We start from the raw sequence: 24,479 nt of genomic DNA, 5'->3' as shown, positions 1-24,479 counted from the left end.
GCCGGGGGGCGCAGCGGGCAGGGTGCGGGCGGTCCAGCCGGCGGCCGACGCGCCGTCCGAGGAGCCACCGTGACCCATCCGTCCACCATCGCCGACCGCCCCGCGACCGAGCTGGGCGGCCGCCGCAGCGTGCTGGTCCGGCAGATCGCCGACCACACCCGGCTGGACCAGCTGCTGCACGAGCTCGACGGCACGACCGGGGACGCGCAGCGCGCGGTGCTGCGGCGGGTCGACCGGCTGGTCTTCAGCCACGCCTTCGCCGAGGAGGTCGTGCTGTGGCCGGTGCTGCGCCGGGTGCTGCCCGACGGCGCGGAGCTGACCACCCAGGTGGAGCGCGAGCACCAGGAGGTCAACGACCTGATCGCCGAGCTCGAGCGCACCCCGGACGACGACCCCCGCCGGACGGCGCTGCTGGACCGGCTGGTGACGGTGCTGCGCGAGGACGTCCGCGACGAGGAGGACGAGCTCTTCCCCCGGTTGCGGGAGCGCCTGGACGACCGGGCGCTGCGCCGGCTGGGGTGGGCGTGGGCGGTCGTCGCCCGGGTGTCCCCGACCCGGCCGCACCCGACGGTGGCCCGCCGTCCCCCCGGCAACGCGCTGTCCGGGCTGCCGCTGTCGGTGCTGGATCGCGGGCGCGACCACCTCGACGCCCGTGCCGGCCTGCCCGGGGCGCGCGCCGCGTCGGCGCTGCTGGCCCGGCTCGCCGGGCTGGTCGAGCGCACGCCGGCCGCCCGGCACGGCGACACCCCGGCGACCCACCGGTGAGGTGGTTACGGTGGGGCCCTCATGCCCGAAGGTGACACGATCTACCGGCTCGCGCGCCGCATGCAGTCCCTCGTCGGCACCGAGGTCGAGAGCAGCGACTTCCGCGTGCCCCGCTTCGCCACCGCCGACCTGTCCGGGGCCCGGGTGCTGTCGCTGGTCCCGCGGGGCAAGCACATGCTCACCCGCTTCGACCACGCCGGGCGGGCGGTCACGCTGCACACCCACCTGGAGATGGACGGCGAGTGGAGCATCGTCGGGCACGGCAAGCTGCTGCCGCGCCGGATGATGGGCGACGCCCGGCTGGTGCTGGCCACCAGCGGGCCCACCGCGATCGGGCTGCGGCTGCCGGTGGTCGAGCTGCTGCCCACCGAGGCCGAGCACACCGTCGTCGGGCACCTGGGCCCGGACCTGCTCGACGACACCCGGCCGGCGCTGGAGGTCATCACCGAGGCGACCGCGAACCTGGAGGCCCAGCCCGACCGGCCGCTGGTGTCGGCGCTGCTGGACCAGCGGCTGGTGCTCGGGCTGGGCAACGTGTGGGTCAACGAGCTGGCGTTCCTGCGCGGCCACCTGCCCTTCACCCCGGTCGGCCGGGTCGAGGTCGAGCCGCTGGTCCGGCTGGCGGTGCGCGCGATGCGCTTCGCGGTGAAGCCCGGCGGGCCCGGGCGGGTCACCACCGGCAACACCCGGCCCGGCGAGCGGTACTACGTCTACGGCCGCACCGGCGAGCCGTGCCGTCGCTGCGGCACGAAGCTGCAGTTCAGCCCGGAGATCCCGAACGAGCCGGGGGTGCGGCACACCTGGTGGTGCCCGCGCTGCCAGACCTGAGCCGGCGCGCTCACTGCGCCGGGTGGGCCGGTGCGGGCACACCCGGCGGGACGACGCGGGGTCCGGCCTCGGCCGGGCGGGGCCGGTCCTGCCGGTGCAGGCGGACGGCGACCAGCGCGATGTCGTCCTCCGGCCGGCCGTCGACGAGCTCGCGCAGCAGGCCGTCGCACAGCCGCGACAGCGGGAGGTGCCCGAGCCGGGCGACGGCCGCGGTCAGCCGGACCGTCCCCTCGTCGAGGTCGGCGCCGCGCCGCTCGACGAGCCCGTCGGTGTGCAGCAGCACCGTCGACCCCCGCTCCAGCACCGCGACGTGCTCGGTGCGCCGCGCGGTGGGGTCCACCCCGAGCATGAGCTCCGGCCGGCGCTCGAGGAGCTCCACCCGGCCGTCGGGGTGCAGCACCAGCGGCGGCGGGTGGCCGGCGTTGGACCAGACCACCCGGGTCACCCCGAGCTCCACCTCGTCGGCGGTCTGCTCGAACCGGGCGACCGCCGCGGTGGCCAGCGCCCCGACCTGCAGCACCTCCACGGCGGCGTCCAGGCCGCGCAGCACCTCGGCCGGGCCGCCGTCGGAGTAGGTCGCGATCCCGCGCAGCAGTCCGCGCAGCTGCCCCATCGCCGCGGCCGCGGCGGTGTCGTGCCCGACGACGTCCCCGATCACCACCATCGTGGTGCCGTCGGGCTGCAGGAAGGCGTCGTACCAGTCACCGCCCACCCGGGCGGCCTCGGCGGCCGGCTGGTAGCGGACGACGACCTCGGCGTGGTCGGGCTCGGGCGGGGCGGTGAGCAGGCTGCGCTGCAGGTCCTCGGTCAGCTGCGCCCGCGCCCGGCGCAGCCGGTCGGCGTCGAGGGCCGTCGCGACGCGGTCGGCGATGTCCACCACCACCCGCTCGGTGTCGGGGTCGCGGGGGCGGTCGGCGGCGCTGAGCAGGGTGAGGGCCCCCAGCACGCGGCCGTGGGTGCGCAGCGGGACGATCGACGCCCGGACCGGGCCGAGGCTGTCCAGGAGCGCCCGGGCCGTCGGGTGCAGGGGGAGGGCGGCGATCTGCTCCGCGGTGACGTGCCGCAGCACCCCGGTGTGCACCACCTGCGCGAACGGGGTGGTGCCGGGCAGGTCGACCAGCCGGGTGGTGGCGTACCCGGCCAGGTCGGCGCGCTTGTCGGGGTCGGCGTGCCAGGAGCTCACGTCCCGCGCCCGGCCGTCGGGGCCCAGGACGGTGACGATGCAGGCGTCGGCGGTGAGGGGGACGAGCAGCCGGGGCAGGGCGTCGAGCACGTCGGCGACGTCAGGGGTGGTGACCAGCGCGTCGGCGACCTCGGCCAGCAGGGCGAGCCGCCCGGCGGTGGCCGCGGCTCGCCGGTCGGCGAGGGCGCGCTCGGTCGCGTCGGCGAAGAACAGGGTGAGCCCCTCGGGCGACGGCCAGCAGGAGACGTCGAACCAGATGTCCACCGGTGCCGGGTGGTGCGCGGTCAGGGTCTGCGCCTGCTGGGTCGAGACCGCGGTGCGGAACGCGGTCTCCAGCTCCCCGCCGAGCACGGCGGGGAACGCCTCCCAGACGGTCCGGCCCACCAGCTGGTCGGCCGGCTGCCGCAGCAGCGCCTCCGCGGCGGGGTTGACCACGGTGAACCGCCAGTCGTGGTCCAGCACGACGAAGCCCCACGGCATCGTGGCCAGCAGGCGGCCGGTGCGGACGTCGTCGGTGTGCACCTCGGTGGTGTCGTAGGCGGTGCCGACGAACCGGACGGGCGCGCCGGTGCCGTCGGCGAGCACCCGGCCGCGGCCCTGCACCCACCGGGTCCGCCCGTCGGGGAGCACGACCCGGTACTCGGCGACGAACCGTCCGCGCGCGCGGACGGCGGCGTCCACCGCCCGGGTCACCCGGTCGCGGTCCTCGGGGTGCAGCCGGCGGAAGAAGGACTCGGTGGTGGGCCGGAAGTCCGCCGCCGTGTACCCGAACATCTCCTGCAGGGCCGGGTTCCACGACATCGCGTCACTGGTGAGGTCCCAGTCGAAGACGCCCACGCCCCCGGCCGCCACGGCCAGGGCGAGCTCGGCGGCCGCCGTCGGCGGACGGCGGTCGTCGACGGGGTCGCGGACCCCGGGCTCGTCGGCGGGCACAGTGGTCTCCCTGGTCGGCCGGGTCCGTCGCTCGAGGGCTACGAGCTGCGCGCCCGCGCCGAGCGCGGTCGCCGATCCCGGGCGGGCGCCACCCTAACGGCACCCCCGGGGACAGCCGCCTCAGCTGTGCAGGGTGCGGCTGGGCGGTTGGCCGTAGACCTCCTGGTAGGCCCGGGCGAAGCGGCCGGCGTCGGTGAAGCCCCAGCGACCGGCGACCCGGGCGACGGTGTCGAGGGAGGGGTCGGCGGCGAGCAGGTCGCGGTGGGCCCGGCCGAGGCGGACCCGGCGCAGGTGCCCCAGCGGGGTGGTGCGCAGGTGCCTGCGGAAGGCCAACTGCAGCGCCCGGGCGCTGACCCCGGCCGCTGCGGCGATGTCGTCCAGGGTGGTCTCCAGGTCGGCGGAGGCGTCGATGTGGGCCACCGCGCGCTGCAGCGGCGTCGGCCAGGGACCCGCCCCGCCGGGTCCGGCGGCCGGGGCGCGACCGGGGGCGAGGAGCTCCAGCGCGGTCGCGGCGAGGAGCCGGCGGCAGGCGTCGAGCACCAGCGGCCCGGGGCCGCCGTCGCCGGTGGGGTCCAGCAGCGACCGGGCGTGCTCGACGGTCCGCACCCAGCGGTGGGCGCCGGGTGCCGGCAGCGCGGTGAGCCGCAGGTCCGCGGTGCCGGCCGGTGCGTCGAGCTGGTGCAGCACCGCCGGGTCGAGGGGGACGAGGGAGAGCGCGACGTCCCCGCTCAGCTCGGTGACCGCCCCGGCGTCCGGGTGGGCGAGCAGCCAGACGTCGCCGGCGGCGAGCCGGCGCGCTGCGCCCTGCGTCGTCGAGAGCACCTGCCCGGCCTCGACCCGGACCACCAGCAGGGACCCGGTCGGCGCAGCGGTCCACCGGGCCGGCGCCCCGAGGCGCAGCCGGTCGAGCCGGACCCCGCAGGCCTCGGTGCGTTCGTACGCGAAGCCCGCCGGCCCGCCGGCGCTGCCCGGGCGGAGCCGGTGGCCGGGGTGGGCCAGCGCCAGGTGCTCGGCGGCGCGCGCCGGGTCGTCGGTGGTCAGGCGGCTCCGGACGGGCTGGTGCACGTCAGTCCAGCAGGGTCGCAGCGGGTGAGCGGCCGTAGGCGGCCCGGTAGGCGGTGGCGAACCGGCCGGGGTCGCGGAAACCCCACCGCGCGGCGATGCCGGCGACGCCGTCCGGGCCGGCGGGGTCGGCCTGCTGCAGGTCGCGGTGGGCCCGTTCCAGGCGGACCCGGCGCAGGTACCCGAGCGGGGTGGTGCCGAGGTGGCGGCGGAACCCCTGCTGCAGGGCCCGTGCGCCGGTGCCGGCGGCCTCGGCGATCCCGGTCAGCGTCAGGGGCCGGTCGGCGTGGGCCTCGATGTGCGCCACCGCCCGGCGGACCGCGGCGGGGGCCACCTGGCCGGCGCCGGGCACGTGCTGGCGCGTCAGGGCGGTGTTCGGGAAGGTGTGCAGGGCGGCCACCGCAGCGGTGCGGGCCATCTCCTCGGCCAGCAGCGGTGAGGTGGGCGGGCCGTGCCGGTCGGCCAGCGCACCGCTGACCAGCTCGACCAGGGACCGCCACCGCCGCTTCGCCGCTGCGGACACCGGCACGACGTCGTGGAAGCGCAGCCCGCCGAGCGGGACGCCGGCCGCCTCCTCCGCGACCTGGTCCAGGCGGTGGGCGGGCAGCCGCAGGGTCGTCACGTCGTAGTGCTGCATGTCGAAGTCGACCGCGACGTGCAGGGGGTAGAAGGCGGTGTCGCCGCTGACGGCTGTGGTGACCGCGCCGGCGTTGCCCATCTGCACGCTGCCGGCGTGGACGACGAAGAAGACGTAGTCGGTGAACCCGGCCTCGCTGGTGCCGGTGTAGTCGATGCTGGTGCGCAGGCGGTCCGCGCCCACGGCCGGCGCGTCGTCCACCAGGGCGTCGTGCGTCAGCGCGGAGAACGTGGCCCCACGGGTCACGGGGGCGAAGCGGGAGCGGTGCTCGGCGTAGACCCGGCCGATGAAGCCGGTCACCTCGTCCTCGTCGCGCGAGACGAACGACGTCCGGTGCACGACCGCGCGCACGACCACCCCTCCTGCCGACGACGGCGCGGGAGTGGCTCACCCGAACTCGAGACTACGCCGCCCGGGCGGCGTGCCGGGAAGGTGCCGGGGAGATCGGGGGTCGAAGGTTTACGGCGTTACGTGGGTGGTCACATGGTGGCCCGCAACCAATGTCCGCCCCGAGAAGAGGAGCCATGGCCACCGCCGCCCGCACGCCCCGAACCACCCCCGCCGCTCCGGCGCCGGCACCGGCGCAGCCGCCGCTGCCCATCCGGGCGCTCGCGGAGTTCCTGGGCACCGCCCTGCTGGTGATCGGCGGTGTCGGCACCGCGGTCGCCGCTCCCGAGACCGGCACCGTCGGCATCGCCCTCGCCTTCGGCCTGAGCCTGCTGGTCCTGGCCTACACCATCGGTCCGGTCTCCGGCGCCCACGTCAACCCGGCCGTCACCCTCGGCGCACTGATCGCCAAGCGCATCGAGCCCGCCGCGGCCGGTGCCTACGTCGTCGCCCAGCTGCTGGGTGGCCTGGCCGGCGCCGGCGTGGTCTACGCCTTCCGCTCGGCGAACCCGACCTTCGACCTGGCCACCGATGGCCTCGGCGCCAACGGCTGGGGCGAGGCGTCCACCGGCGGCTACGGCATCGGCGCGGCGATCACCGTCGAGCTGGTCTTCACCGCCCTGCTGGTGATGGTCGTGCTGGCCGCCACCGCGCGCAGCTCCAACGCCGCCGTCGCCGGCATCCCGATCGGCCTGGTCCTGGTCGTGGCGCACCTGGTCGCCATCCCGGTCGACGGCACCTCCGTCAACCCGGCCCGCTCGCTGGGCCCGGCGCTGATCTCCAGCGGGACCGCGCTGTCGCAGGTCTGGCTGTTCATCGTCGTCCCGCTGGTCGGTGCGGTGATCGGTGCGCTGCTGCACCGGGTGCTGTGGAGTGCCGACGCCGGCCACTCCGTCACCGCAGCCGTCGCCACGCCCGACCCCACCACGAAGGCAGGTGCCCGCTGATGGCCGCCAAGAAGAACGCCCTCGCCGCCGTCGGCTGGGTCGTGGTCAAGGCCCTGTCCAAGGTCGGCGTCCCCTACGCCAAGCGCAGGGTGCGCGACCACGGGCACTGATCCGCGACCGCAGGACGAGGCGGGTCCGACCCCGGGTGGATGCCCGGGGCGGGCCCGCTCCGTCATGCTCGGGCCGTGATCACCAACTGGCTGCTCGACCACCCGTGGGCGACCACGGCCGGGCTGGTGACCCTGCTCGTCGCCGGCCCGCTCGTCGCGGCCGGGCTGGCCGGCCGGCCGCGCGCGGCCTGGTGGCTGGCGGCTCTCGCCCTGGTCCCCGTCGCCGTGCTCACCCTGTCGCCCGGGCCGGGCACGGTCGAGGACGTGCGCTGCACCGTGCAGTGGGCGCTGCCCACCCTCACCCGGGTGGAGCTGCTGGCCAACGTGCTGCTCTTCGTGCCGCCGACGCTGCTGGCCACCGTCGCGAGCCGCTGTCCGTGGCCGGTGCTGCTGGCCGGGTCCGGCCTGTCCGCGGCCGTCGAGGCACTGCAGGCGGTGGTCCCGGGCATCGGCCGCGCCTGCGACACCACCGACTGGTCGTCGAACACCCTCGGCGCCGCGGCCGGGGTGGGCCTCGCCGTCCTCGGCCTGACGCTGCGCCGGGCCGTCCGGGCTCCCTCGCGACACTGATCATGCAGGACGACAACGGAGACACGCCGCGTGCCGGCGTGTCCCCGTTGTCGTCCTGCATGATCGGTCCGGCTCAGGTGGTCAGCACCATCCGGAACCGGGCCTGGCCGTCCATCATCCGGCGGAACGCGGTGGCGGCCTCCTCCAGCGGGGCGGTCTCGACCATCGGCCGGACACCGAGCCGGGCGGCCACCCGCAGGGTGTCCTCGGAGTCCTTCGCGGTGCCCGACGCGTGCCCGGCGACCACCCGGCTGGCCGAGATGAGGTCGGGTGCGGGCAGCGACAGCGGCTCGCCGGGGGCGCCGAGCACGACGAGCCGGCCGCGGGGCGCCAGACCCGGGATGGTCGCGGCCATCGCGGCCGCGTCGGTGACCGTGGCCAGCACCGCGCTGGCCCCGCCGAGCTTGGTCAGCTCCTCGCCGACGTCGACGGCGGTGCTGTCGAGGTAGTGGTGCGCGCCGAGCTGGTGCGCGAACTCGCCCTTCTCGGCGCCGCGCGCGATGGCCACGGTCTCGAAGCCCAGCTTGGACGCGAACTGCACACCCAGGTGCCCCAGGCCGCCCAGGCCGAGGACGGCGACCAGGTCACCGATCCGGGCGCCGCTCTCGCGGAGGCCGTGGAAGGTGGTGACGCCGGCGCACATCAGCGGGGCGGCGTCGGTGTCGGACAGGCCCTGCGGGATCGCGGCCAGCGCGTCGGCGGGGGCGACCAGGTAGTCGGCGTACCCGCCGTCGGCGCTCAGGCCGGTGACGCCCATCCGCTGGCAGGAGATGAAGTCGCCGCGCCGGCACGGGTCGCAGACGTGGCAGGCGCCGCCGAACCAGCCGACGCCGACCCGGGTGCCCGGCTGCCACTGCTCCACGCCCTCGCCGACCGCCTCCACCACCCCGGCCGCCTCGTGGCCGGGCACCCGCGGGTACTCGCTGGCCATGCCGCCCTGGGCCCAGGCGTCGCTGTGGCACACGCCGTTGGCGGTCACCCGCACCAGCACCTGCCCGCGCCCGGGCTCCGGCCGGTCCCGCTCCACGACCTCGAAGTCGGCCTCGGCCGCCGGCACCTGCACTGCTCGCATCGCACGCTCCTCGTGGGTGGGGCACCGCATGCACCCCGTTGCACACGACCTACCCGGCCGCACCCACCGCATGCCCGGACCGGCGGGTCCGGTGCCGGGTCAGCCGCGCAGCAGGTCGACCAGGTGCCGCCGCGCCGCGGCGCCCTCCGGGATCGGCAGCAGCGGCCAGACGTGCACCATCCCTGGGCCGTCCTGGTCGTCGACGTCCACGCCGGCGGCCCGCGCCCGCTCGACCAGCAGCCGGACGTCGGGGTGGGTGATGTCCAGCGAGCCGCCGAACACCGTCAGCGGGCCCAGGCCCGCCAGGTCCCCGGCCAGCGGGCTGACCAGCGGGTCGTCCAGGGCCAGGCCGTCCCGCCAGAGGTCGATGGCCACCCGGGTGCCGGGGCGCGCCAGCCAGGGGTCGGTGGGCTCGACCCGGTCGATCTCGGGGTTGGCCAGGGACAGGTCGAGCGCGGGGGAGATGAGCACGGTGCGGCGCAGCGGCGGCGTGCCCCGGTCGCGCAGCAGCAGGGCCGCCGACAGTGCGATCTGCCCACCCGCCGAGTCGCCCATCGCGGTCACCCGCTCCGCGCCGTGCTGCTCCACCAGCCCGGCGAGCAGGTCGGCCACGGCGGGGACGACGACGCCCGCGGTGCCGACCGGGGTCAGCGGGTAGATCGGCACGGTCACCGTCACCCCGCTGTGGCGGACCAGGTGGGCGACCAGCCGCCAGTGGAACGGGCTGATCTCGAACGCCCAGGCGCCGCCGTGCGCGTACAGGGCGTGCTGGCCGGACGCCGGGCCCTCGGGTGCGACCACGTACACCGGCCACCCCGAGGCGTGGTCGACGGTGACCCGCACCCCGCGCAGCCGGGCGGGCGGCCCGTAGGCCTCGGGCCGCAGCGCGACCTCGGCCAGCCGCTCCCGCATGCCCTCGGGGGTGGCGAAGGTGCGCTTGAAGCGCAGCAGGCGGAGCAGCGGGGGCAGGACTCGGCTCACGGCACTGGGCACCGGGCGAGTGTGCCCCGTGCTCCACCCGGGGGCGGACCCAGGATCGGTCCCCGGGCCGATGTGCTCGGGCCGGCCGGCACCCACCATCGACGCCGTGACCGCCTCCGTGCTGCCCCGTCCCCGCCCCGTGACCGTGCCGGCCCGTCTGCTGCTGGCCGCCGTCGCGGCCGGCCTGGCCGTCGGCGCCCTGACCTCGCCGGGGCAGACGCTGCTCGGCGGCACCGCGCTGGGCGGGTTGGTGAACGCGGTCGGGCCGTGGCTGCTGGCGCCCTTCGTCCTCGGCGCCCGCGCCCGGTCACCGCAGGTCGCCGTCCTGGCCGGTGTCCTGGCCTGCACGGCGCAGGTACCCGGCTACTACCTGGTCTCCGCGGCACGCGGGTTCGCCGCGAGCACGCCGTGGGTCCTCTCGTGGACGGTCGCGGGGCTGGTCGGCGGCGCTGTGCTCGGGCTGGCAGGGTGGGCGTGGTGGTCGGGGGCGGGGTGGTCGGGGGCGGGGCGGTGGCGCGGGGCCGGTGCGGCGCTGCTGGTCGCCGTCTGGCTGACCGAGGCGCTGGTCCTGCTCGGCGCGGTGCTGCGGCACTGGGACTCGGCCGCGGTGTCCGGTGCGGTCGGGCTGGCGCTGCTGGCCGGGCTGGGCGCGCACGACCGGCAGTGGGGTGCGGTGCTGCGCTGGCTGGCGCCCGCGCTGGTGCTCGGGATCGGTGGCTTCCTGGCGCTCGTGGCGGTGCTGTGAGGGCGCTGCGGTGAGGGCGGCACCGCTGGTCTGCGCGGTGGTCCTCGCGCTGGCCGGGTGCGGCGCACCGGCGGCGACGTCGCCGGGCCCGCCGTCGTCCGGACGCTCGTCGTCGACCCCCTCGTCGTCGTCCGCGGCGCCGGCGGCCGCGGAGCTGGCCGGGGTGGACGCGCTGGAGGCGGCCTACGCAGCCCGGGTGGGGGTGTGGGCGCTGGACACCGGCACCGGGCAGGTCCTGGAGCACCGGGCCGACGAGCGGTTCGCGCACGCCTCGACGCTGAAGCTCCTGCTGGTCGGGCTGCTGCTGGACCGGGTGCCCGACGCCGAGCTGGACGCCGTCGTGCCGATCGGGGCGGACGACGTGCTCGAGTACGCGCCGGTCACCTCGCAGCACGTCGGCACGGGCCTGCCGCTGCGCGAGCTGATGGCCGCGGCCATCACGGTCAGCGACAACACCGCGGCCAACCTGCTCGTGGCACGGCTGGGCGGCCCCGCGCAGGTGCAGGCGGCGCTGCGGGAGCTGGGCAACCCGACCACCCGCGTCGACCGGGTCGAGCCGGACCTCAACGAGGCCCTCCCCGGCGACCCCCGCGACACCAGCACCCCGGCCGACCTCGGCGCGACGGTGCAGCAGCTGGTCCTCGGCGACGTCCTCGCCCCCGACCGGCGGGCGCTGCTGCAGCAGTGGCTGCGCGAGAACACCACGGGGGACGCCGCGATCCGGGCCGGCGTGCCCGAGGGCTGGGAGGTGGGGGACAAGACCGGCAGCGGCGGCTACGGCACCCGCAACGACGTCGCCGTGGTGCAGCCCGACGACGGCGGCGCACCGCTGGTCGTCGTCCTGCTCACCGACCGCGGGGTGCCCGACGCCGATGCCGACGACGGCCTGCTGGCCGACGCCACCCGCCTCGTGGTGGACCAGCTCGCCCGCTGAGGCGGCGGGCGTAGCTTGCGGCCATGACTCCGGAACTGCAGCGTCTGCTGGACACCGTCCCCGCCGCCGACGTCGAGACCGGCACCGTCCGGCTGACCTCGGGCGGCACCGACCTCGAGGGCTACCTGGCCGCGCCCGCCGGGGCGGAGGGACGGCGGCCGGGCGTGCTGGTGCTGCACGACTGGGCCGGGATGACCGACCACGTGCGGGTGCGCGCCCAGATGCTGGCCCGGCTGGGCCACGTCGCGCTGGCCGGCGACGTGTTCGGCCGGGACCACCAGCCGGCCGACCAGGGCGAGTCGCAGCAGCTCGCCGGCCGCTTCTACGGCGACGTGCCGCTGTTCCGCGAGCGGGTGCTGGCCAACCTGGAGGCGCTCAGGGCCGACCCGCGGGTGGACCCGTCGCGGGTGGTCGTCATGGGCTACTGCTTCGGCGGCAGCGGTGCGCTGGAGGCCGCGCGGGCCGGCGCCGACGTCGCCGGGGTCGTGTCCTTCCACGGTGGCCTGGGCACCGGGGCGCCCGCCGAGCCGGGCAGCATCACCGGGTCGGTGCTGGTGCTCACCGGCGCCGACGACCCGATGGTCCCGATCTCGGCCGTGCAGGAGTTCGAGGACGAGCTGCGGGCGGCGGGTGCTCCCGACTGGCAGGTGGTCACCTACAGCGGCGCGCTGCACGCCTTCGCCGTCCCCGGGGTGGATGCCCCCGAGCACGGTGCGGCCTACCAGGAGACCGCCGACCGGCGGTCCTGGCGGGCCCTGCAGGACTTCCTGGGCGAGGTCGTCGGCTAGCCGCCCAGCCGGGCGACCCAGTCGGCCGGGACCCGGCCGGCCGGTCCGGGGACCGGCTGGTCGGCCGGGTGGCTGCCGGGCGCGGCGAGCTCGGGGCCGTCGAAGCCGTCCTGAGAGCGGTAGTCGTAGAACCAGTCCTCGCCGGGCTCGAAGCTCTGGATGACCGGGTGACCGGACTCCTCGGCGTGCGCGGTGGCGTGCTTGCCCAGCGAGTCGTCGCAGCAGCCGACGTGGCCGCACTGCGCGCAGCGGCGCAGGTGGAACCACCACGAGGAGCTGGCCTCGCACTCGACGCAGCCGGGGCCGCTGGGCGGGACGGAGGGGTCGATGCCGGTGTCGGTCACCGGGCCAGCCTGCCGCGCTCAGGCGGGCTCGGGAACCCCACCGGGGTCGCCGCCCGGGTCCTCGGGGGTGGGCTCCACCGGCGCCGGGGGCAGGGTGTCCGGCGTGTCGGGCAGCAGCTCGCCCGGGTCGTCGGGGATCGGCTGGCTGGGGTCCAGGGGACCGGGCATCGGGGCGACCATGCCGGGAGTGAACCAGCCCGTCGGCTCCTGCGCCGGGCTGCGCGCGCACGGTCCCCGCCGCAGGGTGGGGGCATGAGCTCCTCTCCCGTCGTCGTGGTCACCGGTGCGAACGGTCTGGTCGGTGCCGCGGTCTGCCGCGCGCTCGCCGACCGGGGTGCGCAGGTGCGCGCCGTCGTCCGCCGGGCGGGCACCGCCCCGTCGCCCGCGGGCGTCACCGAGCACGTCGGGGACGTCGCGGACGTGCTGTCCGGTGCCGACGCCCTGGTCACCACCGTGCACCCGATGGGTTCCTCGCGGGAGGTGCAGCACGAGGTGGGCGTCGAGGGCACCGCACGGCAGGCCCGGGCGGCCCGGGACGCCGGGGTGCCGCGGCTGGTGCACGTCTCGACCGCCGGGGTCCACGACCGCTCCGCCGGGCTGGGCGACCTCGCCGAGGACGCGGCCCTGCTGCCGGAGGGGAGCGGTGACTACCCGGACACCAAGAACGCCGCCGACGCGGCGCTCGCGCAGGTCGAGGGGCTGACGACGGTGCTGGTGCGCCCGCCGGCGATCGCCGGGGCCGGCTCGACCTCGGTGTGGAACACGCTGCGGCCGCAGGCCTTCGTCGACGGCGACCGCAGCGTCAACCCGGCGAAGAGCTGGCCCTGGGTGCACGTGTCGGACCTGGCCGCGCTCATCGCCGACGTCGCGGTGGGCGCCGTCCCCACGTCCGAGGACCCCGAGCAGGGCCCGGTCGCCGGCGGGACGACGCCGGTGCTGGTGGCGGGGGAGCCGGCGACGTGGGGCGACTACCTCGGCGCCGTCGGCGAGGCCGTGGGCGCCGAGCCGGAGTGGACCGACGAGCCGGCGTGGACCGGGCAGCTGCGCACCGACCGCGCCCGCCGCTGGGGCTGGCACCCGCAGGTGGGCCTCGACCAGGCGCTGACCGAGCTGCGGGAGGGCCTCGCCGACCGGTCCTAGCCGAACCGGTCGACCAGCCCGACGAGGGTGGGCAGGCCCCGGGAGGACGCCGGGGCCCCGGTGAGCCGCTCGACCACGGGCGTGGCGTGGGACTCCCGGTCGCGCTCGTTCACCGTGACCGCCCACCCGTGCCCGGTCTGGAGGATGCGGCAGCGGCGACGGGCCGCCTGCTGGCGGGTGCGCTCGTCGAGGTCGATCGTCACCGGCGCGTGCAGGGTGAACTCGCGCCGGGCGGCGTCCGGGGCGTCGCCGTGCTCGGCCACGACGGCGGCGACCTGGTCCAGCGGCAGCACGAAGACCTCGCGCGCCACGCCCGTGCGCGCGGCGAGGAGGTCCATCGCGTCGAGGGCCGACCGGGGGTCGCCCTCGAGCACCACGGTGCCGTTGCTGCGGAAGGCGTGCGGGTGCCGGCAGCCGGCGTCGGCGAAGGCGGCGAGCAGGTCGGCCGTGGTCGCGTGCCCGCGCTGCCCCTGGTTGAGGTTGCGGACGAAGGCCACGTGGCGCACGCCCCCATCCTGGCCCGGGTCGCGCGGACGACGAAGCCCCGCGCTCCTGACCAGCAGGAACACGGGGCTTCGAGAGTGTCCGAGGGGGGACTTGAACTCAGCAGGTCCGATAGGCATCTGGAGGCTCTACGTGGCGTTGAGCTGCACGTTCGGCATCGTGGTACAGGGTGACTCCGACATTCTGGTACGTTCAGGTGCACCGAGATTCCCGGCCTGCAGTATCAAGATCAGTATCACGAACGGCGGCCGTTAGGGGCCGGGGTCCAGTCCTGGGCTGCTCTGTTCGTTGTCCTTCATGGCGTGAATCTGTACCGCTCGGCAGGTCCCATCTGCCACGCTGCTCAAGTGATGTGGTCGGACGACGGCGTGACAGAGTTCGCGGGTTGCTGGCGGCGCTGAGATGGCTGTTCCCTACCCGCCCGATGGTCCTCATGCCTACAGCCAGGACAAGGAACACCGCGTGTCGGTGGCAACCAAGGTCATCGAGGCCTCCATCGACGAGCTCCCGAGCTGGGACACCATCTCTCAGCGGCTAGCGGACCATTTGGGGCTCAGCCTGGTGCTCGACCGCGAGCGCGCGGCAGTCCAGGACGCGTTCCTTACCGCTGAGCTCGATCTTGAGTGGACTGGTGTAGTCGTCTATGAAGGGGATCACTTCCGTCGCGCAGGCCAGCCGAGCGACCCGATTCCGGTTCCGCCGGACGCCCTTCGCCGAGTGGCAGAGGCGGTGTGGTCCTTGGGCTGGCCAAGTCCCGGGCACAAACCCAGCCGCTCGATCCATGAGTGCTTCCTGGCGCTCAACGGCCAGTACCGCCACTGCGACGTCTACTGGGCAATGCACAAGTACCTCAAGGGCAACCGGCTACGCGTGGTCCGCCGCAACTGGATGTTGCTCAAAAATGTTGAAGCCGTGCTCGCCGACCCAACTCTCACCATCGAGGAGCGTGCAGAGCTCGAGCGCGAGCTGGAACACGACCTGGTCAATGACTACGTCGCCTGGCTAGACCGCCGAGACGTTCGCAAGCATTTGTTCACGAACGGGCGTGAGGCGGACCTGTACGACCGCGAGCGGCAAGTCATCATCGAGGCCAAGGCGAACCACCGCGACGACGTCATGGTGGCGCATGGCATGGGCCAGGCCATGTACTACCGCTCGCTCGATCAGCTTGGCCCAGACGACCGCATCGCCGTCCTGCTTCCCGGCAGACCTGGTGATGAGGTCGTGCGGCTTCTTTGGGTGTACGACGTCGGCCTCATCTATCGCGACGACGAGGCGTTCAAAGAGGAGTGGCCCTAGCGCGTGGCGTCCCAGTGGACGCGGGCAACGGGAACCCTCGACGGGATTGATGGAGGTCAGGTAGGGGCGTCCTGCGTCGACCGTCCTGTATGCCCCGTCCGGTGGTGCTGCCTACGGAGGCGCCAACCGGAACGCCTCCGGGTACGCCATACGGTCTGGTCGTGCTCCATCTGCTCGTTGATACCTCCACCTGGCTGGACCTGTGCAAGCGCCGCGACGGGCAGCGCTGGATCGTCGCGCTCCGGGTACTCGCTAACCAGGGGCAGGTCGAGGTACTCGTTCCTCGACTCGTCATCGACGAGTTCGAGCGGAACCGAGATCGGGTTGAGACGTCGATGACGGCGAGCATCGCCCAGCGGTTCAAGCTCATCAAGCAAGATCTCGATGACTATGGCGGCTCGAACCAAGAAGAGGCCCTCAAGGTCATCACGGACCTTGCGCGTCATGTCCCGCTCATTGGAGCGATGACGACCCGCAACTTCGACGAGGTGCTGGACCAGCTCCGAGCCGGCCATGCCCTGGAGCCAGGGGACGAAGAGAAGCGCGGGGTGGTCGAGCGCGGGCTTTCGAAGCAGGCGCCGTTCCACCGCTCTCGCAACAGTGTCGCCGACGCCTTGCTCATCGAGCTCTACAAGACGACTGTCCGCGGGGTCGACCTGCACCAGGAGCCGCACGCGTTCATCACGAGCAACAGCGACGACTTCTCCCTGCCCGTTGGAGACGCGCGGCGGCCGCATCCCGACCTCGCCAGTTTGTTCGCGGCGGAGGGGTCGACCTACGGGCTGGGAGTCGATGGCCTCAATCAGGTCCTCCTGGATTATTTCGGCGACGAGATCGAGGAGCTGTTCGCGGAGACCTACTTCGAGGAGGAGCCCCGACGGCTGGACGAGATCGTGGAGGCCGAAGGGGAGTTGTTCAACCGCATCTGGTACCACCGCTCCCTCCAGCACGAGTACCGGCTTGAGGACGCTGGGGACGACGCCGAACTAGAGCGCCTAATCACGATCGCAGGGCCAGGGCGCCGACGTGTTGAGGGTCTCTACAAAGAGCCTGGTCAGCTCGGCCCGTACACGGATTTCGAGCTCGGGATGCTCAACGGCAAGCTTTCGGCCCTGCGCTGGGTCCTCGGGAGCGAGTGGGACTTCCTCGACACATGACCGCGTTCCCCGGAGCCCTGGCGCCAAGCCGACGGCGTTGCGTACCGCGCCGCCCAGCAGACCAGCCGCACGCCCCGCGCAGTCAGACCTCGGGTAGCGGAGAGTTGTGGATCAATCCGCGCCGACTCGATGGCTGGTCGCCTCGGGCTGCTGGCGGAGCACTGCCTGTAGCCAGTGGTAGTCAGGGTTGCGCGCCACGCCGGCTAGTCGCTGCTCGCAGCCTGCCCGCACGCGCTCGGTGATGACGGAGAGCTCGGCGGGTGTGAGCGGTCCGGTGGTTGTCAACGGCTCGGGCGTCTCGTGAGGTGACGTCGCGCCCCCAGTCGATGCCGGCCACGATGGTCAGTCCTCGACGCGATCGCTCGATCCGCAGCACGCGCTGGCCGCAGCACTGCCACGCCCGGGTGCCCGCTGGTGGGCCGGGTCGAGGTTCTCCTGCGTGCCAGCCGAGCGCATGAGGTCCTCGACCCAACCGGTGCGGTCGGCGAGGTGCAGGGCGGGGTCCTCAACGCTGGTGACGAACGGCAGCCTGGCCTCCCGGGTGGGGCGGGTGTGCGGCGTCGTCGTGCCATTGGCGTGCGTCCAGACCTCCGGCGGCAAGTCGTCTCGCAACCACGGCCACCGGCGCAGCGTGGGTTCATGCCAGCCGTGGGGGAGGACCAGTCGGAGCCCGCGATCCCCTTTCTCCTGAGGCCCACCGCCAGGGCGGTATCGCCGTCGTCACCCTCCTGGTCTTAAACGACCAGCGTGAGGAGGTCGGGTTAGCTGGATAAGACGTAGCGCGGGCTGCGGCCCTGTCCCGAGGGCAGCCGCGTCCTGGTTGCGGCTCCCACCTGCTTCGCCAATGCGTCGGGTGCTGAGCGAACTTCTTGCGCCGATGTGCTGCGCTCGTTGGAGCCGACCTGCCGCCGTCCGGGATTCTGAGCGTTACCGGAATCTAGGTGCAAGGTGCTGGCGGACCCAGAAGGCGAGAAGGATCGGGGCTCAACCCAATCCCATGCTGTGAGGCCGCCCGCTCATCCTTGCTCCCTGCGCGGGACACCTCATCGATCATTGATCAGCGAAAGACGGACGGGACTGTGGTGCTCGTGTCAGATGAGAAACCTGCGCCCCCGTGGTCGGTCCGGTGGAGGCGCCAAGCTTCGGGGCGCACCTACCGTGGTGGTCAGGGCAACGGGTTTGCGGTTGCCGGTGCAGACGGCGAGCCTGGATTCCTGAAGATCCTGAATCGACAGAATGATCGAAAAGCCCGCGCTCGGTTCCATCGCGAGGTTTCTAGCTATGAGACTCTCAACGACCCTCGTCTTCCGAAGATTCTTGACCACAACTCCAAGGCGTGGCAGGTCAAGAGGACTGAGCTGTTCCTGGTGCTAGAACTCATCCAGGGTTCCACTCTCCGTGATCGCGTCTCAGAGCTCGGCACGTTGGCTCTCGACGAAGCACTCTCCTTCGCGATCGAGTTGGGATGGGCTCTCCATCACTGTCACTCGAACGGCATCGTCCATCGAGATCTAAAACCGAGCAACGTGCTTCTTCGGAATGATGACGTGGGTACCCCCGTAATTGTGGACTTCGGGCTGGCGTTCAATAGCGAGCGAACCGATGATGACGACTTGACGAGGGTGGGCGAGGAGGTCGGGAACCGATTTCTTAGACTCCCCGAGCACGCGACAGGCGGGCGCAGTCCAGTCAGTGATCTCACGCAAGTGGCGGGGCTGATGTTGTATTCCATGACCGGAATAGAACCGCGCACCCTGATAGACGAACGCGGCCTGCGTCCGCATGAACGGCACCAGACTCGCCAGATTCTTAACCAGAAGGCTGCTGGTGCGCGATGGCGACAGCTGTCCATGCTGTTTCACCGCTTGTTTGTATTGCCGATCGAAAATAGGCCGCAGACCGCGTCCGAGATGATTGGCCTGATGAAGGAAGTGCAGATGTCCACTGGGGACGAGGAGGCGGACGACGCGCTTCTGGCTGCTTTTGACGCTGCTCTCAGCCGCGACAACAGTGAACTCAGAAATCGTCGTGTCCGGGGTCTTGATGCGATGTTTCATCAGACCATTCAGGCGGCGCGGGTTTTCTCGAAGAGTCGCGATCTTGACGTTTCACAGGGTGGTGGGCCCGACAGGCTAATGGAAGACCCGCCCGTCAAGGTCCTCCGGCTTGCATTGTGCCCTGTTGGTGTGATCCCGAGCAATTTCGTTGAGTTCAATCTCCTCGGCTTTGATGCGGACGATGTCGAAGTTCAAGTTGGTGAGGAGGTTCTGTGGCGCGGATCCCCTGGACCTAATTCAATCTTCTTCCCGTCGGTGCGGGATCGTTTAATCGCGTTGTACCTGGCCGATTACCTTCCGCATTAGCCCGGAGCGGTTCTCACGCCGATTCGTCGCCGACGTCAAGCGGGCGCAGAAGGCGATGGGGGAGGACAGCCCGCCGACCATCCGACTGCACGACCTACGGCACACCCACGCGACTCTGCTCTTGGCCGCCGGCGAGCCGGTCAAGGTCGTGTCGGAGCGTCTCGGCCAACACAACCCGACGATCACTTTGACGGTCTACCAACACGTGCATCCCGGCATGGGCAAGGAGGCCGCCGACCGGTTCGCGGCGTTGATCGCCGCTTGCCGACGGGCTGGAGCTGACGACAATTGGGATCACGGAGCACCGGCAGCTTGATCAGTAAAGCGCCCCGGGCTCCTGACCTGCAGGAACGCCGGGCCGATGTGGTGTCCGAGGGGGGACTTGAGCTCGCGATGCTGCAAGGGCATCTGTGGGCCTACCTGGGCTTTGAACTGCACGTTCGGCGTGCTGGGGGTTGTCGGGTCAGCATCTACATGCGCTGAACGGCACCCACATACCTTGCTTGCAGTATCAAGATCAGTATCACGAGCCCTCCCCTTGGTGCCTCGGCATGGGGTAGCTGATGCTGGCCTTCTGGGCAGGGGACGGCATCATCGACGAACTGTTGCCTACTCCAGCGGCAGTCCCATCCTCGTCAGCCGAGCCGTCCGCTCCGCTGTCGACTGCCTCTACTGCGCCATGCGTGCATTCACGAGGTCCAGGTCTTCACTTCGAAGCGTGGGCGTACATGCTTTCGATCCACCCTTCGGCGATCTGCTTCAGCAACCCGCGCGCCACCAGCTGGTCCTCGTCACCGAAGTGCAGGGGAGTAGTGGTCCCTAGTGGAGACGGGTGCGCGGCGCGCTTGCTGCGCAGCGCTGCCACCGAGGAGAACCATGGGAACAGCTGGGTGCGCTGCTGCTGGGTCACGAGCACGCCGGCGTCTGGACGAGGCTTGTTATTGACCCGGATGCCTTCGACCTGGTCCGGCCGCAGTGCGACGTTCTGCCCTGCATCGGAGGCTGCGACGACTGCCAGGTCGGCCATCTGGTCGGCGATGTTGATTGTCGCATCGATGAAGGCGCTCGGGTCGCCCGTGTTGCTGGACCTCGCGCGGGCTCGGTCCACCCATAGGGTGAATCGCTCTCGGTGCGCTTGATTGGGGATAAGTACGTCGACGTTCAGGCCCCGTGTCGGAAGCCCAAGCAGATCCATGAGGTTTCGCAGGGCCTCCCCGGCATCGCCGGAGACCAGTCGGTGCAGCGCTGTCTGAAGCAGATGGGCCACCTCGGCGTCGTCCTCGTTTGCGATCAGGATGTTGAGGGTGGCGTGCTCCTCGGGTGAGCCGGGTGTCTCTGCCAGCACGTGCGCTGCCGCGCGCCGGATGGCCGTCGTCCGGGACTCCACCAAGACCACAGCAGCGTCGCGGGCTTCATTATCGGCCAGGGTCGCGGCAGTCTCGAGGTGCGCGACGCGCTGGCCGGCTTCGAGGGTGAGGTCTTGCGCGAGCTCAGCATGCCGGTGGGCCAAGTCTGCGCGCAGCTGGCTGATGTCTGCATTGCGGCCGTTCCGGCGCGTGTCCGCGGCGAGCACCAGCTGCGCACGGCCGATGTCTGCGCCATCGGCGTCGATGTCCAGCCGACGCACCCAATCGCATGCCGCGCGTAGCACTTCGGGGTTGCGCTGTTCGAGCAGCCGCCGGATGTGGTCGGTCGTGGCCTCACCCAGGTGGTCGGCCAGGCCACGGGACTCACCATGGGAGAGCGCCCTGAGGAGCACCTCGGTGGATGGCTGACGGGCCTCGGGCTCGTCGAGGGCGCGAAGCGCCTGCCCCAGCACGCCGAACGTAGCTTCATCCCAGGTATCGGCTGCGTCCAGGAGCCGCAGGTAGATGCTGGGATTGGTCGTAGTCCAGTTGACGCCGGGCGCCGTGTTAGGGGAGTTCCCCGGCCGATCCAGGGCGGGGGCGACCCCCAGCAGAGTGCACGCCTGCGCGGCATTGAGGTGTGCGGATGCCGAGAGGAGAACGGCTGCGGCCTGATCCGGGGTGCGGGCCGCGTGGAGGGTCAAAACATCCGACCCACCTTCGGCGGCGAAGGCGGCGATGGCATCCGGGTGCCCGATGACGGCGTCCACAAGCGGCCCGCTCAGGCGGCCCTCGGCGGGCGTGCCGGTGGCGGTGCGTACGAGACCTGCGGCGAAATCCTTTAGGAGGTCGACTGTCATCGCTCGCAGCGACCGGGCGGCAGCCTCGATGAGCTGGCGGCCACCTGGGGTGTCGTTAGGGTGCTGGGCTGCGAGCAGCTTTGCAGCTGCGGCACCCAGCTGGCTGGCAGCCCGGCTGGTGGTGACGTCGGCTGCCCGGGTGGCTAGGTCATCAGGATCGGTCACAGCGATGAGCTCGTCAGCGATGGCGTCAGCTTCGGTGCCAGCCAGCCCGCTGGCCCAAAGCCCCTCCACCGCCTGCGCCCTGCGTTCTTCTCCTCGGGTGAAGTAATGGGAGTCCGACAGGTCACCGATCAGCCGTTGCCGGAGCGCAAAGCACAAGGACGCCGGGTAACGGTGGTGCGCCCACACCGAGAAGTCGACCAGCTGATCCTGTGGCAGGTCGCGGGCGGCGCGTTCGACGAGCTCAGTGACGACCTCCACCGAGGTCAGCTGTTCGAGCACCTCTTGCAGTCGGGCTGCTCCGAGCGTGCCGATGAGGCCGGCCTCGAGCAATGGCGCCCTCCCACGTCCCTGGGTGAACGGACTATCGATGAAGGCGGCTAATACATCCAATGGAAGCCGCCGAAGCAGCAGGGTCACCGGCTTCCAGTGCTCGGGCTCGGCCCCACTCGACCGCGTTTCAGCCAGGACATCCACGATCTTGCGCGCTTCATCTGCGCCAATGTCACCGCTCAGCCGAACCAGGTAGTGACCCCGCATATGTGGCTGTCGTGTTCTGGCGAAGTCGAGGACGGTGGTGCGGTCCGCGGGGTCGACAGCAGCACCGAGGATGGTGAGTGCGGCGTCGAGGACCTCAGCGGAACGCACGGCGGGGTCAGCCATGACGTGGTGGGCCAGCTGCACCACCCAGGGCGCCGTGCTGTCCAGGCGGGCGAGGATGGGCCCGCGGCTCGTCCCGGGTGCGGTGGGGTACTGGCGCTCTCGCGGGTCTCTCCCCACAAGTACGTGCTCAGCGACTGCCTCTCTGAGCTCGACCGGCACGTCCACCCTGGGCGGCAGTTGCGCCGCAGTGCTGAAGCGCTCAGGGCTCTGGCTGACCAGTGCCCACCACCAAGTGAAGGCGTTCGCGTCCCCGCATGAGCCCGCTAGCGCCCGAAGTGGAGCATCGCCGACCCGGAGCACGAGGGCAGCGAGAGCGGTGAAGTCGCCAGCTTCAAGCAACCCTTGGTCGGAGAGCCGGTCGACCTCACCTGGCGCGATGGGCGAGCTCATCTGGTGTGAATCTCCCTTGGTCATCAGTCGCGCGGCCGGTGGCCCCCGCTCACGACTGGGACGGTACCCAGGCGGACGGGCTGGTCTCGCTGTTCGAAAGCGGCCGATCAAGGTGACGCAGAGGTGACGCACCGGTGTGATCGATAAGCCGCCGGCGTCTTGTTTCCCTTGACCCTGATGCTCGTTGTCACGCATGGCATCGGACTCGCAAGACATCGCCCAGCTGAACGACCGCGCACGCAAGGTGGGGCAGCAGATTGGCTGGAACCTCGCCTTCGTCGTGGCACCGAACCCGGAATTCGTGGGCGTCACCGCCGGCCCGAACCACATCTTCGTGATGGGGCCGAGCCGACTGTCCGACATGGCCGCCTAAGACATCGAGCTCGAGTTGGATGCACTGGAGCGGGGTGACCGGGTCATCCACACCGACGAGGACGGTGACCCCCGCCTGTTCTGATGTGCGTTCAACCTCGCCATGTCTTCGCTAACCCAAGCGCGCCGGCGGCTTGTTGACACCGGTGCGCCTCTGCTCCCACATCCTCTGGTCGCGGAGACCGTGGTATTCGAGCCATCTCGCAGCGTCGTTAGGACCCATCGCCCGCTCGTTGGTCGTGCCTCGCGTCGCCAGGATTGTTCCGGCGGCTTCCGCTGGTCTCCGCACCCGCTTCACCGGTCACGGCGGCCAGCGTTGGGTAATCAGCTCGTCGATCGAGCAGGTGCATGGTCATGTCTCCGACGGTGAGCCGTTCGGTCCAGTAGGTGCCGCTCATCTGTTGGGGCTGACGGCCCGTGATAACGAGCTCGGTGGCGCCTGCGTGGGGCTGACTGCGTGGCCGGTGTCGTTGTTCTGGTTCGTTCGCGTATGTGTAGGCGAGCACTGCTTGCTGAGCGGAGCGGTTGTAGATCGATGCCGAGGTGCTGATGGATCGGCTTTCGGCGGTGAGCAGGCGGACGGTCACTGACCAGTAGGTCTGCTCGATGATGACCGCCGTGTCGATCGGTCCCCGGTTACCGCCCTCGGGGATGTGGCTGTCGGGGTGCGGCGTGAGGGTGGTGAGCCAGGTGCCGTCGATCCGTGGTCGTCCCACGAGGCGGTGGACGCCGGGCCACTTCCAGGTCCAGCGGTCGAAGGCGACCACTGCGATGGCTGCGGCAGCAGGGAGGTAGGCGAGGATCTGCCTGATGCCGTCGTCGAACCGAAAGCCGGCGACGTAGAGCGCGACGGCGTATGCGGCGCCGACTGCTGTAGCCGCGTACCGAACTGGCCGACCAGGTGTACTCATTCAGTAGTCCAACAAGTCCCAGGTCTTGAGCACGATCTCCTGGGCATCCTTTCGGGTCCACTTCTGCTCGTGGCAGAACAGGTACTTGAGGCCGTTGGGCTCGTCCCACTCTTCGTACTTGTACTGGTCGTTGAGGTGCTCCCACAGCCAGACGAGGGTTGACCGGAACCCTCCGTCGAGGTCGCCGGTGCTTAGTGTGGAGTTGGGGACATTCCAGGCGAGGCATTCCATGAGGTAGGAGGGCTTGGCGTCCATCGCTCCGGCCTTGACGAGGTAGTTCTCGGCGTTCTTGAGCGCCCGCGCGTAATTCTTGTAGCGGCGACTGGTGGCGGTATTTTTGGCGCGGCCGTTGTTCAGTTGCTGTTGGGGCCAGTTGTCGATGTACCGGCTGCTTGAGCCCTTCTTGAACACCCTGGTGCCTTCGTGGCAGACGCTCCGGTCGGTCGTGTCGTACCGATGGAATTGAAAACTGGGCACCACGTCGGCGCTGGGGCGGCTGCCGGGCCTCTCGGACACTGCGAGAGCGACCGAGCCAGACGTGTCGACGTCGTTGCGGCCGAAGTAGTTGACGATCGCGGCGGTGACTTCCCGGCGCCACAGGTCGGGCGTCCACTGGCCGCTGTAGCCAGGGATCGTCCCGGCGGGCGGTGCATCGCACCCAAAGAACTCGTAGTAAAAGCAATCCCGGTTCTCTACCACGATGTCGACGTCGCTGTCGCGCCGGACGTTGGTGTTGTTGGCGTAGGAGCCCTTGGCGAAGACTCGGATGTCGATGTCAGAGAACGCGGGGTGCGCCTTGATGGCATCGGCGATCATCCGTTCTGCGCAATCTTGCTGGGTCTTCTCGTTGTCGCTGGACGGCTTGATCCAGGACGACAACAAGGTTGCTCGGTCGGCTGCGGACAGCGAGCTCATCGTTCTCCTCTGGTGTCAGGTCAACCGACGGTATGGGAGAGCACCGACAATCTCGGGTCGGGGGCGGCGGACCTGCCCGGGGGGCGTCGCGCAGCCGGTCAGGGGGCGGGC

General features: G+C 71.7%; 25 protein-coding genes. 13 read left to right on the top strand and 12 right to left on the bottom strand.

The genetic code is table 11. The annotated features are described in order from the left end of the window. The first annotated feature begins 69 nt into the window (after window positions 1–69). Window positions 70–765: a hemerythrin domain-containing protein gene (locus BLT39_RS09310; RefSeq protein ID WP_091062096.1), complete on the top strand. Its 696-nt coding sequence runs from the start codon at window positions 70–72 to the stop codon at window positions 763–765. Between the two features lie 21 nt (window positions 766–786). After that, window positions 787–1,593, top strand: coding sequence for a DNA-formamidopyrimidine glycosylase family protein (locus tag BLT39_RS09305; RefSeq protein ID WP_091062094.1), 807 nt, complete (start codon window positions 787–789; stop codon window positions 1,591–1,593). Window positions 1,594–1,603: 10 nt separating this feature from the next. Here the strand turns inward: BLT39_RS09305 and BLT39_RS09300 are convergent, their stop codons facing one another. The 3 genes from BLT39_RS09300 to BLT39_RS22725 form a co-directional block, all read right to left on the bottom strand. After that, on the bottom strand, window positions 1,604–3,709 hold the full coding sequence (locus BLT39_RS09300) for a SpoIIE family protein phosphatase (protein ID WP_091062092.1): 2,106 nt from the start codon (window positions 3,707–3,709) through the stop codon (window positions 1,604–1,606). Window positions 3,710–3,829: 120 nt separating this feature from the next. Further along, window positions 3,830–4,774: a helix-turn-helix transcriptional regulator gene (locus BLT39_RS23285; RefSeq protein WP_109502127.1), complete on the bottom strand. Its 945-nt coding sequence runs from the start codon at window positions 4,772–4,774 to the stop codon at window positions 3,830–3,832. A 1-nt stretch (window position 4,775) separates the two neighbouring features. Continuing rightward, window positions 4,776–5,759 carry a helix-turn-helix transcriptional regulator gene (locus tag BLT39_RS22725; RefSeq protein ID WP_207507798.1) on the bottom strand — a complete coding sequence of 328 codons (984 nt, stop codon included), beginning with the start codon at window positions 5,757–5,759 and terminating at the stop codon, window positions 4,776–4,778. 173 nt (window positions 5,760–5,932) lie between these two features. Here BLT39_RS22725 and BLT39_RS09285 point away from each other — a divergent pair, with 173 nt between their 5' ends. Further along, the gene (locus tag BLT39_RS09285) at window positions 5,933–6,742 is read left to right on the top strand and encodes an aquaporin (protein WP_091062088.1); all 810 of its coding nucleotides are present in this window, start codon (window positions 5,933–5,935) and stop codon (window positions 6,740–6,742) included. A 185-nt stretch (window positions 6,743–6,927) separates the two neighbouring features. Continuing rightward, on the top strand, window positions 6,928–7,422 hold the full coding sequence (locus BLT39_RS09280; protein WP_207507796.1) for a VanZ family protein: 495 nt from the start codon (window positions 6,928–6,930) through the stop codon (window positions 7,420–7,422). A 73-nt stretch (window positions 7,423–7,495) separates the two neighbouring features. Here BLT39_RS09280 and BLT39_RS09275 read toward each other — a convergent pair whose 3' ends face one another. Then, window positions 7,496–8,494: an alcohol dehydrogenase catalytic domain-containing protein gene (locus BLT39_RS09275; protein WP_091062084.1), complete on the bottom strand. Its 999-nt coding sequence runs from the start codon at window positions 8,492–8,494 to the stop codon at window positions 7,496–7,498. Window positions 8,495–8,593: 99 nt separating this feature from the next. Continuing rightward, window positions 8,594–9,487, bottom strand: coding sequence for an alpha/beta hydrolase fold domain-containing protein (locus BLT39_RS09270; RefSeq protein ID WP_091062082.1), 894 nt, complete (start codon window positions 9,485–9,487; stop codon window positions 8,594–8,596). Window positions 9,488–9,581: 94 nt separating this feature from the next. On the opposite strand from BLT39_RS09270, the gene BLT39_RS09265 reads away from it, so the two are divergent. From BLT39_RS09265 to BLT39_RS09255, 3 genes are read left to right on the top strand one after another with little or no spacing between them, the layout of a single operon-like run. Next, a complete protein-coding gene (locus tag BLT39_RS09265; protein ID WP_131801448.1) occupies window positions 9,582–10,220 on the top strand; it encodes a DUF6518 family protein in 639 nt (212 codons plus the stop codon). Between the two features lie 10 nt (window positions 10,221–10,230). Then, window positions 10,231–11,154: a class A beta-lactamase gene (gene bla, locus BLT39_RS09260; RefSeq protein ID WP_091062078.1), complete on the top strand. Its 924-nt coding sequence runs from the start codon at window positions 10,231–10,233 to the stop codon at window positions 11,152–11,154. A 23-nt stretch (window positions 11,155–11,177) separates the two neighbouring features. Beyond that, entirely contained in the window at window positions 11,178–11,942 is a 765-nt protein-coding gene (locus BLT39_RS09255) for a dienelactone hydrolase family protein (RefSeq protein ID WP_091062076.1), read from the top strand. Here the strand turns inward: BLT39_RS09255 and BLT39_RS09250 are convergent. Together BLT39_RS09250 and BLT39_RS22375 are read right to left on the bottom strand one after the other, a co-directional pair. Then, a complete protein-coding gene (locus BLT39_RS09250; RefSeq protein WP_091062075.1) occupies window positions 11,939–12,286 on the bottom strand; it encodes a UBP-type zinc finger domain-containing protein in 348 nt (115 codons plus the stop codon). The genes BLT39_RS09255 and BLT39_RS09250 overlap by 4 nt on opposite strands. Before the next feature lie 18 nt (window positions 12,287–12,304). Next, window positions 12,305–12,454, bottom strand: coding sequence for a hypothetical protein (locus tag BLT39_RS22375; RefSeq protein ID WP_165640209.1), 150 nt, complete (start codon window positions 12,452–12,454; stop codon window positions 12,305–12,307). An 84-nt stretch (window positions 12,455–12,538) separates the two neighbouring features. On the opposite strand from BLT39_RS22375, the gene BLT39_RS09245 reads away from it, so the two are divergent. Then, window positions 12,539–13,426, top strand: coding sequence for an NAD-dependent epimerase/dehydratase family protein (locus BLT39_RS09245; RefSeq protein WP_091062073.1), 888 nt, complete (start codon window positions 12,539–12,541; stop codon window positions 13,424–13,426). Here BLT39_RS09245 and BLT39_RS09240 read toward each other — a convergent pair. After that, the gene (locus BLT39_RS09240) at window positions 13,423–13,932 is read right to left on the bottom strand and encodes a DUF1697 domain-containing protein (RefSeq protein WP_165640219.1); all 510 of its coding nucleotides are present in this window, start codon (window positions 13,930–13,932) and stop codon (window positions 13,423–13,425) included. The genes BLT39_RS09245 and BLT39_RS09240 overlap by 4 nt on opposite strands. Window positions 13,933–14,332: 400 nt before the next feature. On the opposite strand from BLT39_RS09240, the gene BLT39_RS09235 reads away from it, so the two are divergent. Beyond that, a complete protein-coding gene (locus tag BLT39_RS09235) occupies window positions 14,333–15,229 on the top strand; it encodes a hypothetical protein (RefSeq protein WP_131801447.1) in 897 nt (298 codons plus the stop codon). A 161-nt stretch (window positions 15,230–15,390) separates the two neighbouring features. Further along, the gene (locus BLT39_RS09230) at window positions 15,391–16,386 is read left to right on the top strand and encodes a PIN domain-containing protein (protein WP_091062067.1); all 996 of its coding nucleotides are present in this window, start codon (window positions 15,391–15,393) and stop codon (window positions 16,384–16,386) included. Window positions 16,387–16,728: 342 nt separating this feature from the next. Here BLT39_RS09230 and BLT39_RS09225 read toward each other — a convergent pair whose 3' ends face one another. After that, complete coding sequence (locus BLT39_RS09225; RefSeq protein ID WP_131801446.1) at window positions 16,729–16,998, bottom strand: hypothetical protein; 270 nt, start codon at window positions 16,996–16,998, stop codon at window positions 16,729–16,731. A gap of 467 nt (window positions 16,999–17,465) precedes the next feature. On the opposite strand from BLT39_RS09225, the gene BLT39_RS09220 reads away from it, so the two are divergent. Together BLT39_RS09220 and BLT39_RS23510 are read left to right on the top strand one after the other, a co-directional pair. Beyond that, complete coding sequence (locus BLT39_RS09220; protein WP_165640218.1) at window positions 17,466–18,749, top strand: protein kinase domain-containing protein; 1,284 nt, start codon at window positions 17,466–17,468, stop codon at window positions 18,747–18,749. Further along, the gene (locus BLT39_RS23510) at window positions 18,733–19,065 is read left to right on the top strand and encodes a tyrosine-type recombinase/integrase (protein WP_423221486.1); all 333 of its coding nucleotides are present in this window, start codon (window positions 18,733–18,735) and stop codon (window positions 19,063–19,065) included. Before BLT39_RS09220 ends, BLT39_RS23510 begins: the two co-directional genes overlap by 17 nt. A gap of 390 nt (window positions 19,066–19,455) precedes the next feature. On the opposite strand, the gene BLT39_RS09210 is transcribed toward BLT39_RS23510, so the two are convergent. Further along, window positions 19,456–21,804 (bottom strand): hypothetical protein, encoded by a 2,349-nt coding sequence (locus BLT39_RS09210; protein ID WP_131801445.1) that lies wholly within the window; start codon window positions 21,802–21,804, stop codon window positions 19,456–19,458. Between the two features lie 559 nt (window positions 21,805–22,363). Here BLT39_RS09210 and BLT39_RS09205 point away from each other — a divergent pair. Then, a complete protein-coding gene (locus BLT39_RS09205) occupies window positions 22,364–22,543 on the top strand; it encodes a hypothetical protein (protein WP_207507795.1) in 180 nt (59 codons plus the stop codon). 211 nt (window positions 22,544–22,754) lie between these two features. On the opposite strand, the gene BLT39_RS09200 is transcribed toward BLT39_RS09205, so the two are convergent. Both BLT39_RS09200 and BLT39_RS09195 read right to left on the bottom strand, forming a co-directional pair. After that, on the bottom strand, window positions 22,755–23,453 hold the full coding sequence (locus BLT39_RS09200; RefSeq protein WP_091062057.1) for a Cap15 family cyclic dinucleotide receptor domain-containing protein: 699 nt from the start codon (window positions 23,451–23,453) through the stop codon (window positions 22,755–22,757). Then, window positions 23,454–24,368 (bottom strand): nucleotidyltransferase-like protein, encoded by a 915-nt coding sequence (locus BLT39_RS09195; protein ID WP_091062055.1) that lies wholly within the window; start codon window positions 24,366–24,368, stop codon window positions 23,454–23,456. Between the last annotated feature and the right edge of the window lie 111 nt (window positions 24,369–24,479).

It is taken from the genome of Klenkia brasiliensis (assembly GCF_900100695.1).
Taxonomy (GTDB): domain Bacteria; phylum Actinomycetota; class Actinomycetes; order Mycobacteriales; family Geodermatophilaceae; genus Klenkia; species Klenkia brasiliensis.
Note: the sequence above shows the minus strand (reverse complement) of the source record. Positions and strands in the feature narration are given on the sequence as shown.

Coding starts and splice junctions, on each gene's coding strand:
- BLT39_RS09205 (WP_207507795.1), top strand. CDS start 22,364: ATGGCATCGGACTCGCAAGACATCGCCCAGCTGAACGACCGCGCACGC.
- BLT39_RS09245 (WP_091062073.1), top strand. CDS start 12,539: ATGAGCTCCTCTCCCGTCGTCGTGGTCACCGGTGCGAACGGTCTGGTC.
- BLT39_RS22375 (WP_165640209.1), bottom strand. CDS start 12,454: ATGCCCGGTCCCCTGGACCCCAGCCAGCCGATCCCCGACGACCCGGGC.
- BLT39_RS09200 (WP_091062057.1), bottom strand. CDS start 23,453: ATGAGTACACCTGGTCGGCCAGTTCGGTACGCGGCTACAGCAGTCGGC.
- BLT39_RS09255 (WP_091062076.1), top strand. CDS start 11,178: ATGACTCCGGAACTGCAGCGTCTGCTGGACACCGTCCCCGCCGCCGAC.
- BLT39_RS09235 (WP_131801447.1), top strand. CDS start 14,333: ATGGCTGTTCCCTACCCGCCCGATGGTCCTCATGCCTACAGCCAGGAC.
- BLT39_RS09285 (WP_091062088.1), top strand. CDS start 5,933: ATGGCCACCGCCGCCCGCACGCCCCGAACCACCCCCGCCGCTCCGGCG.
- BLT39_RS09195 (WP_091062055.1), bottom strand. CDS start 24,368: ATGAGCTCGCTGTCCGCAGCCGACCGAGCAACCTTGTTGTCGTCCTGG.
- BLT39_RS09305 (WP_091062094.1), top strand. CDS start 787: ATGCCCGAAGGTGACACGATCTACCGGCTCGCGCGCCGCATGCAGTCC.
- BLT39_RS09275 (WP_091062084.1), bottom strand. CDS start 8,494: ATGCGAGCAGTGCAGGTGCCGGCGGCCGAGGCCGACTTCGAGGTCGTG.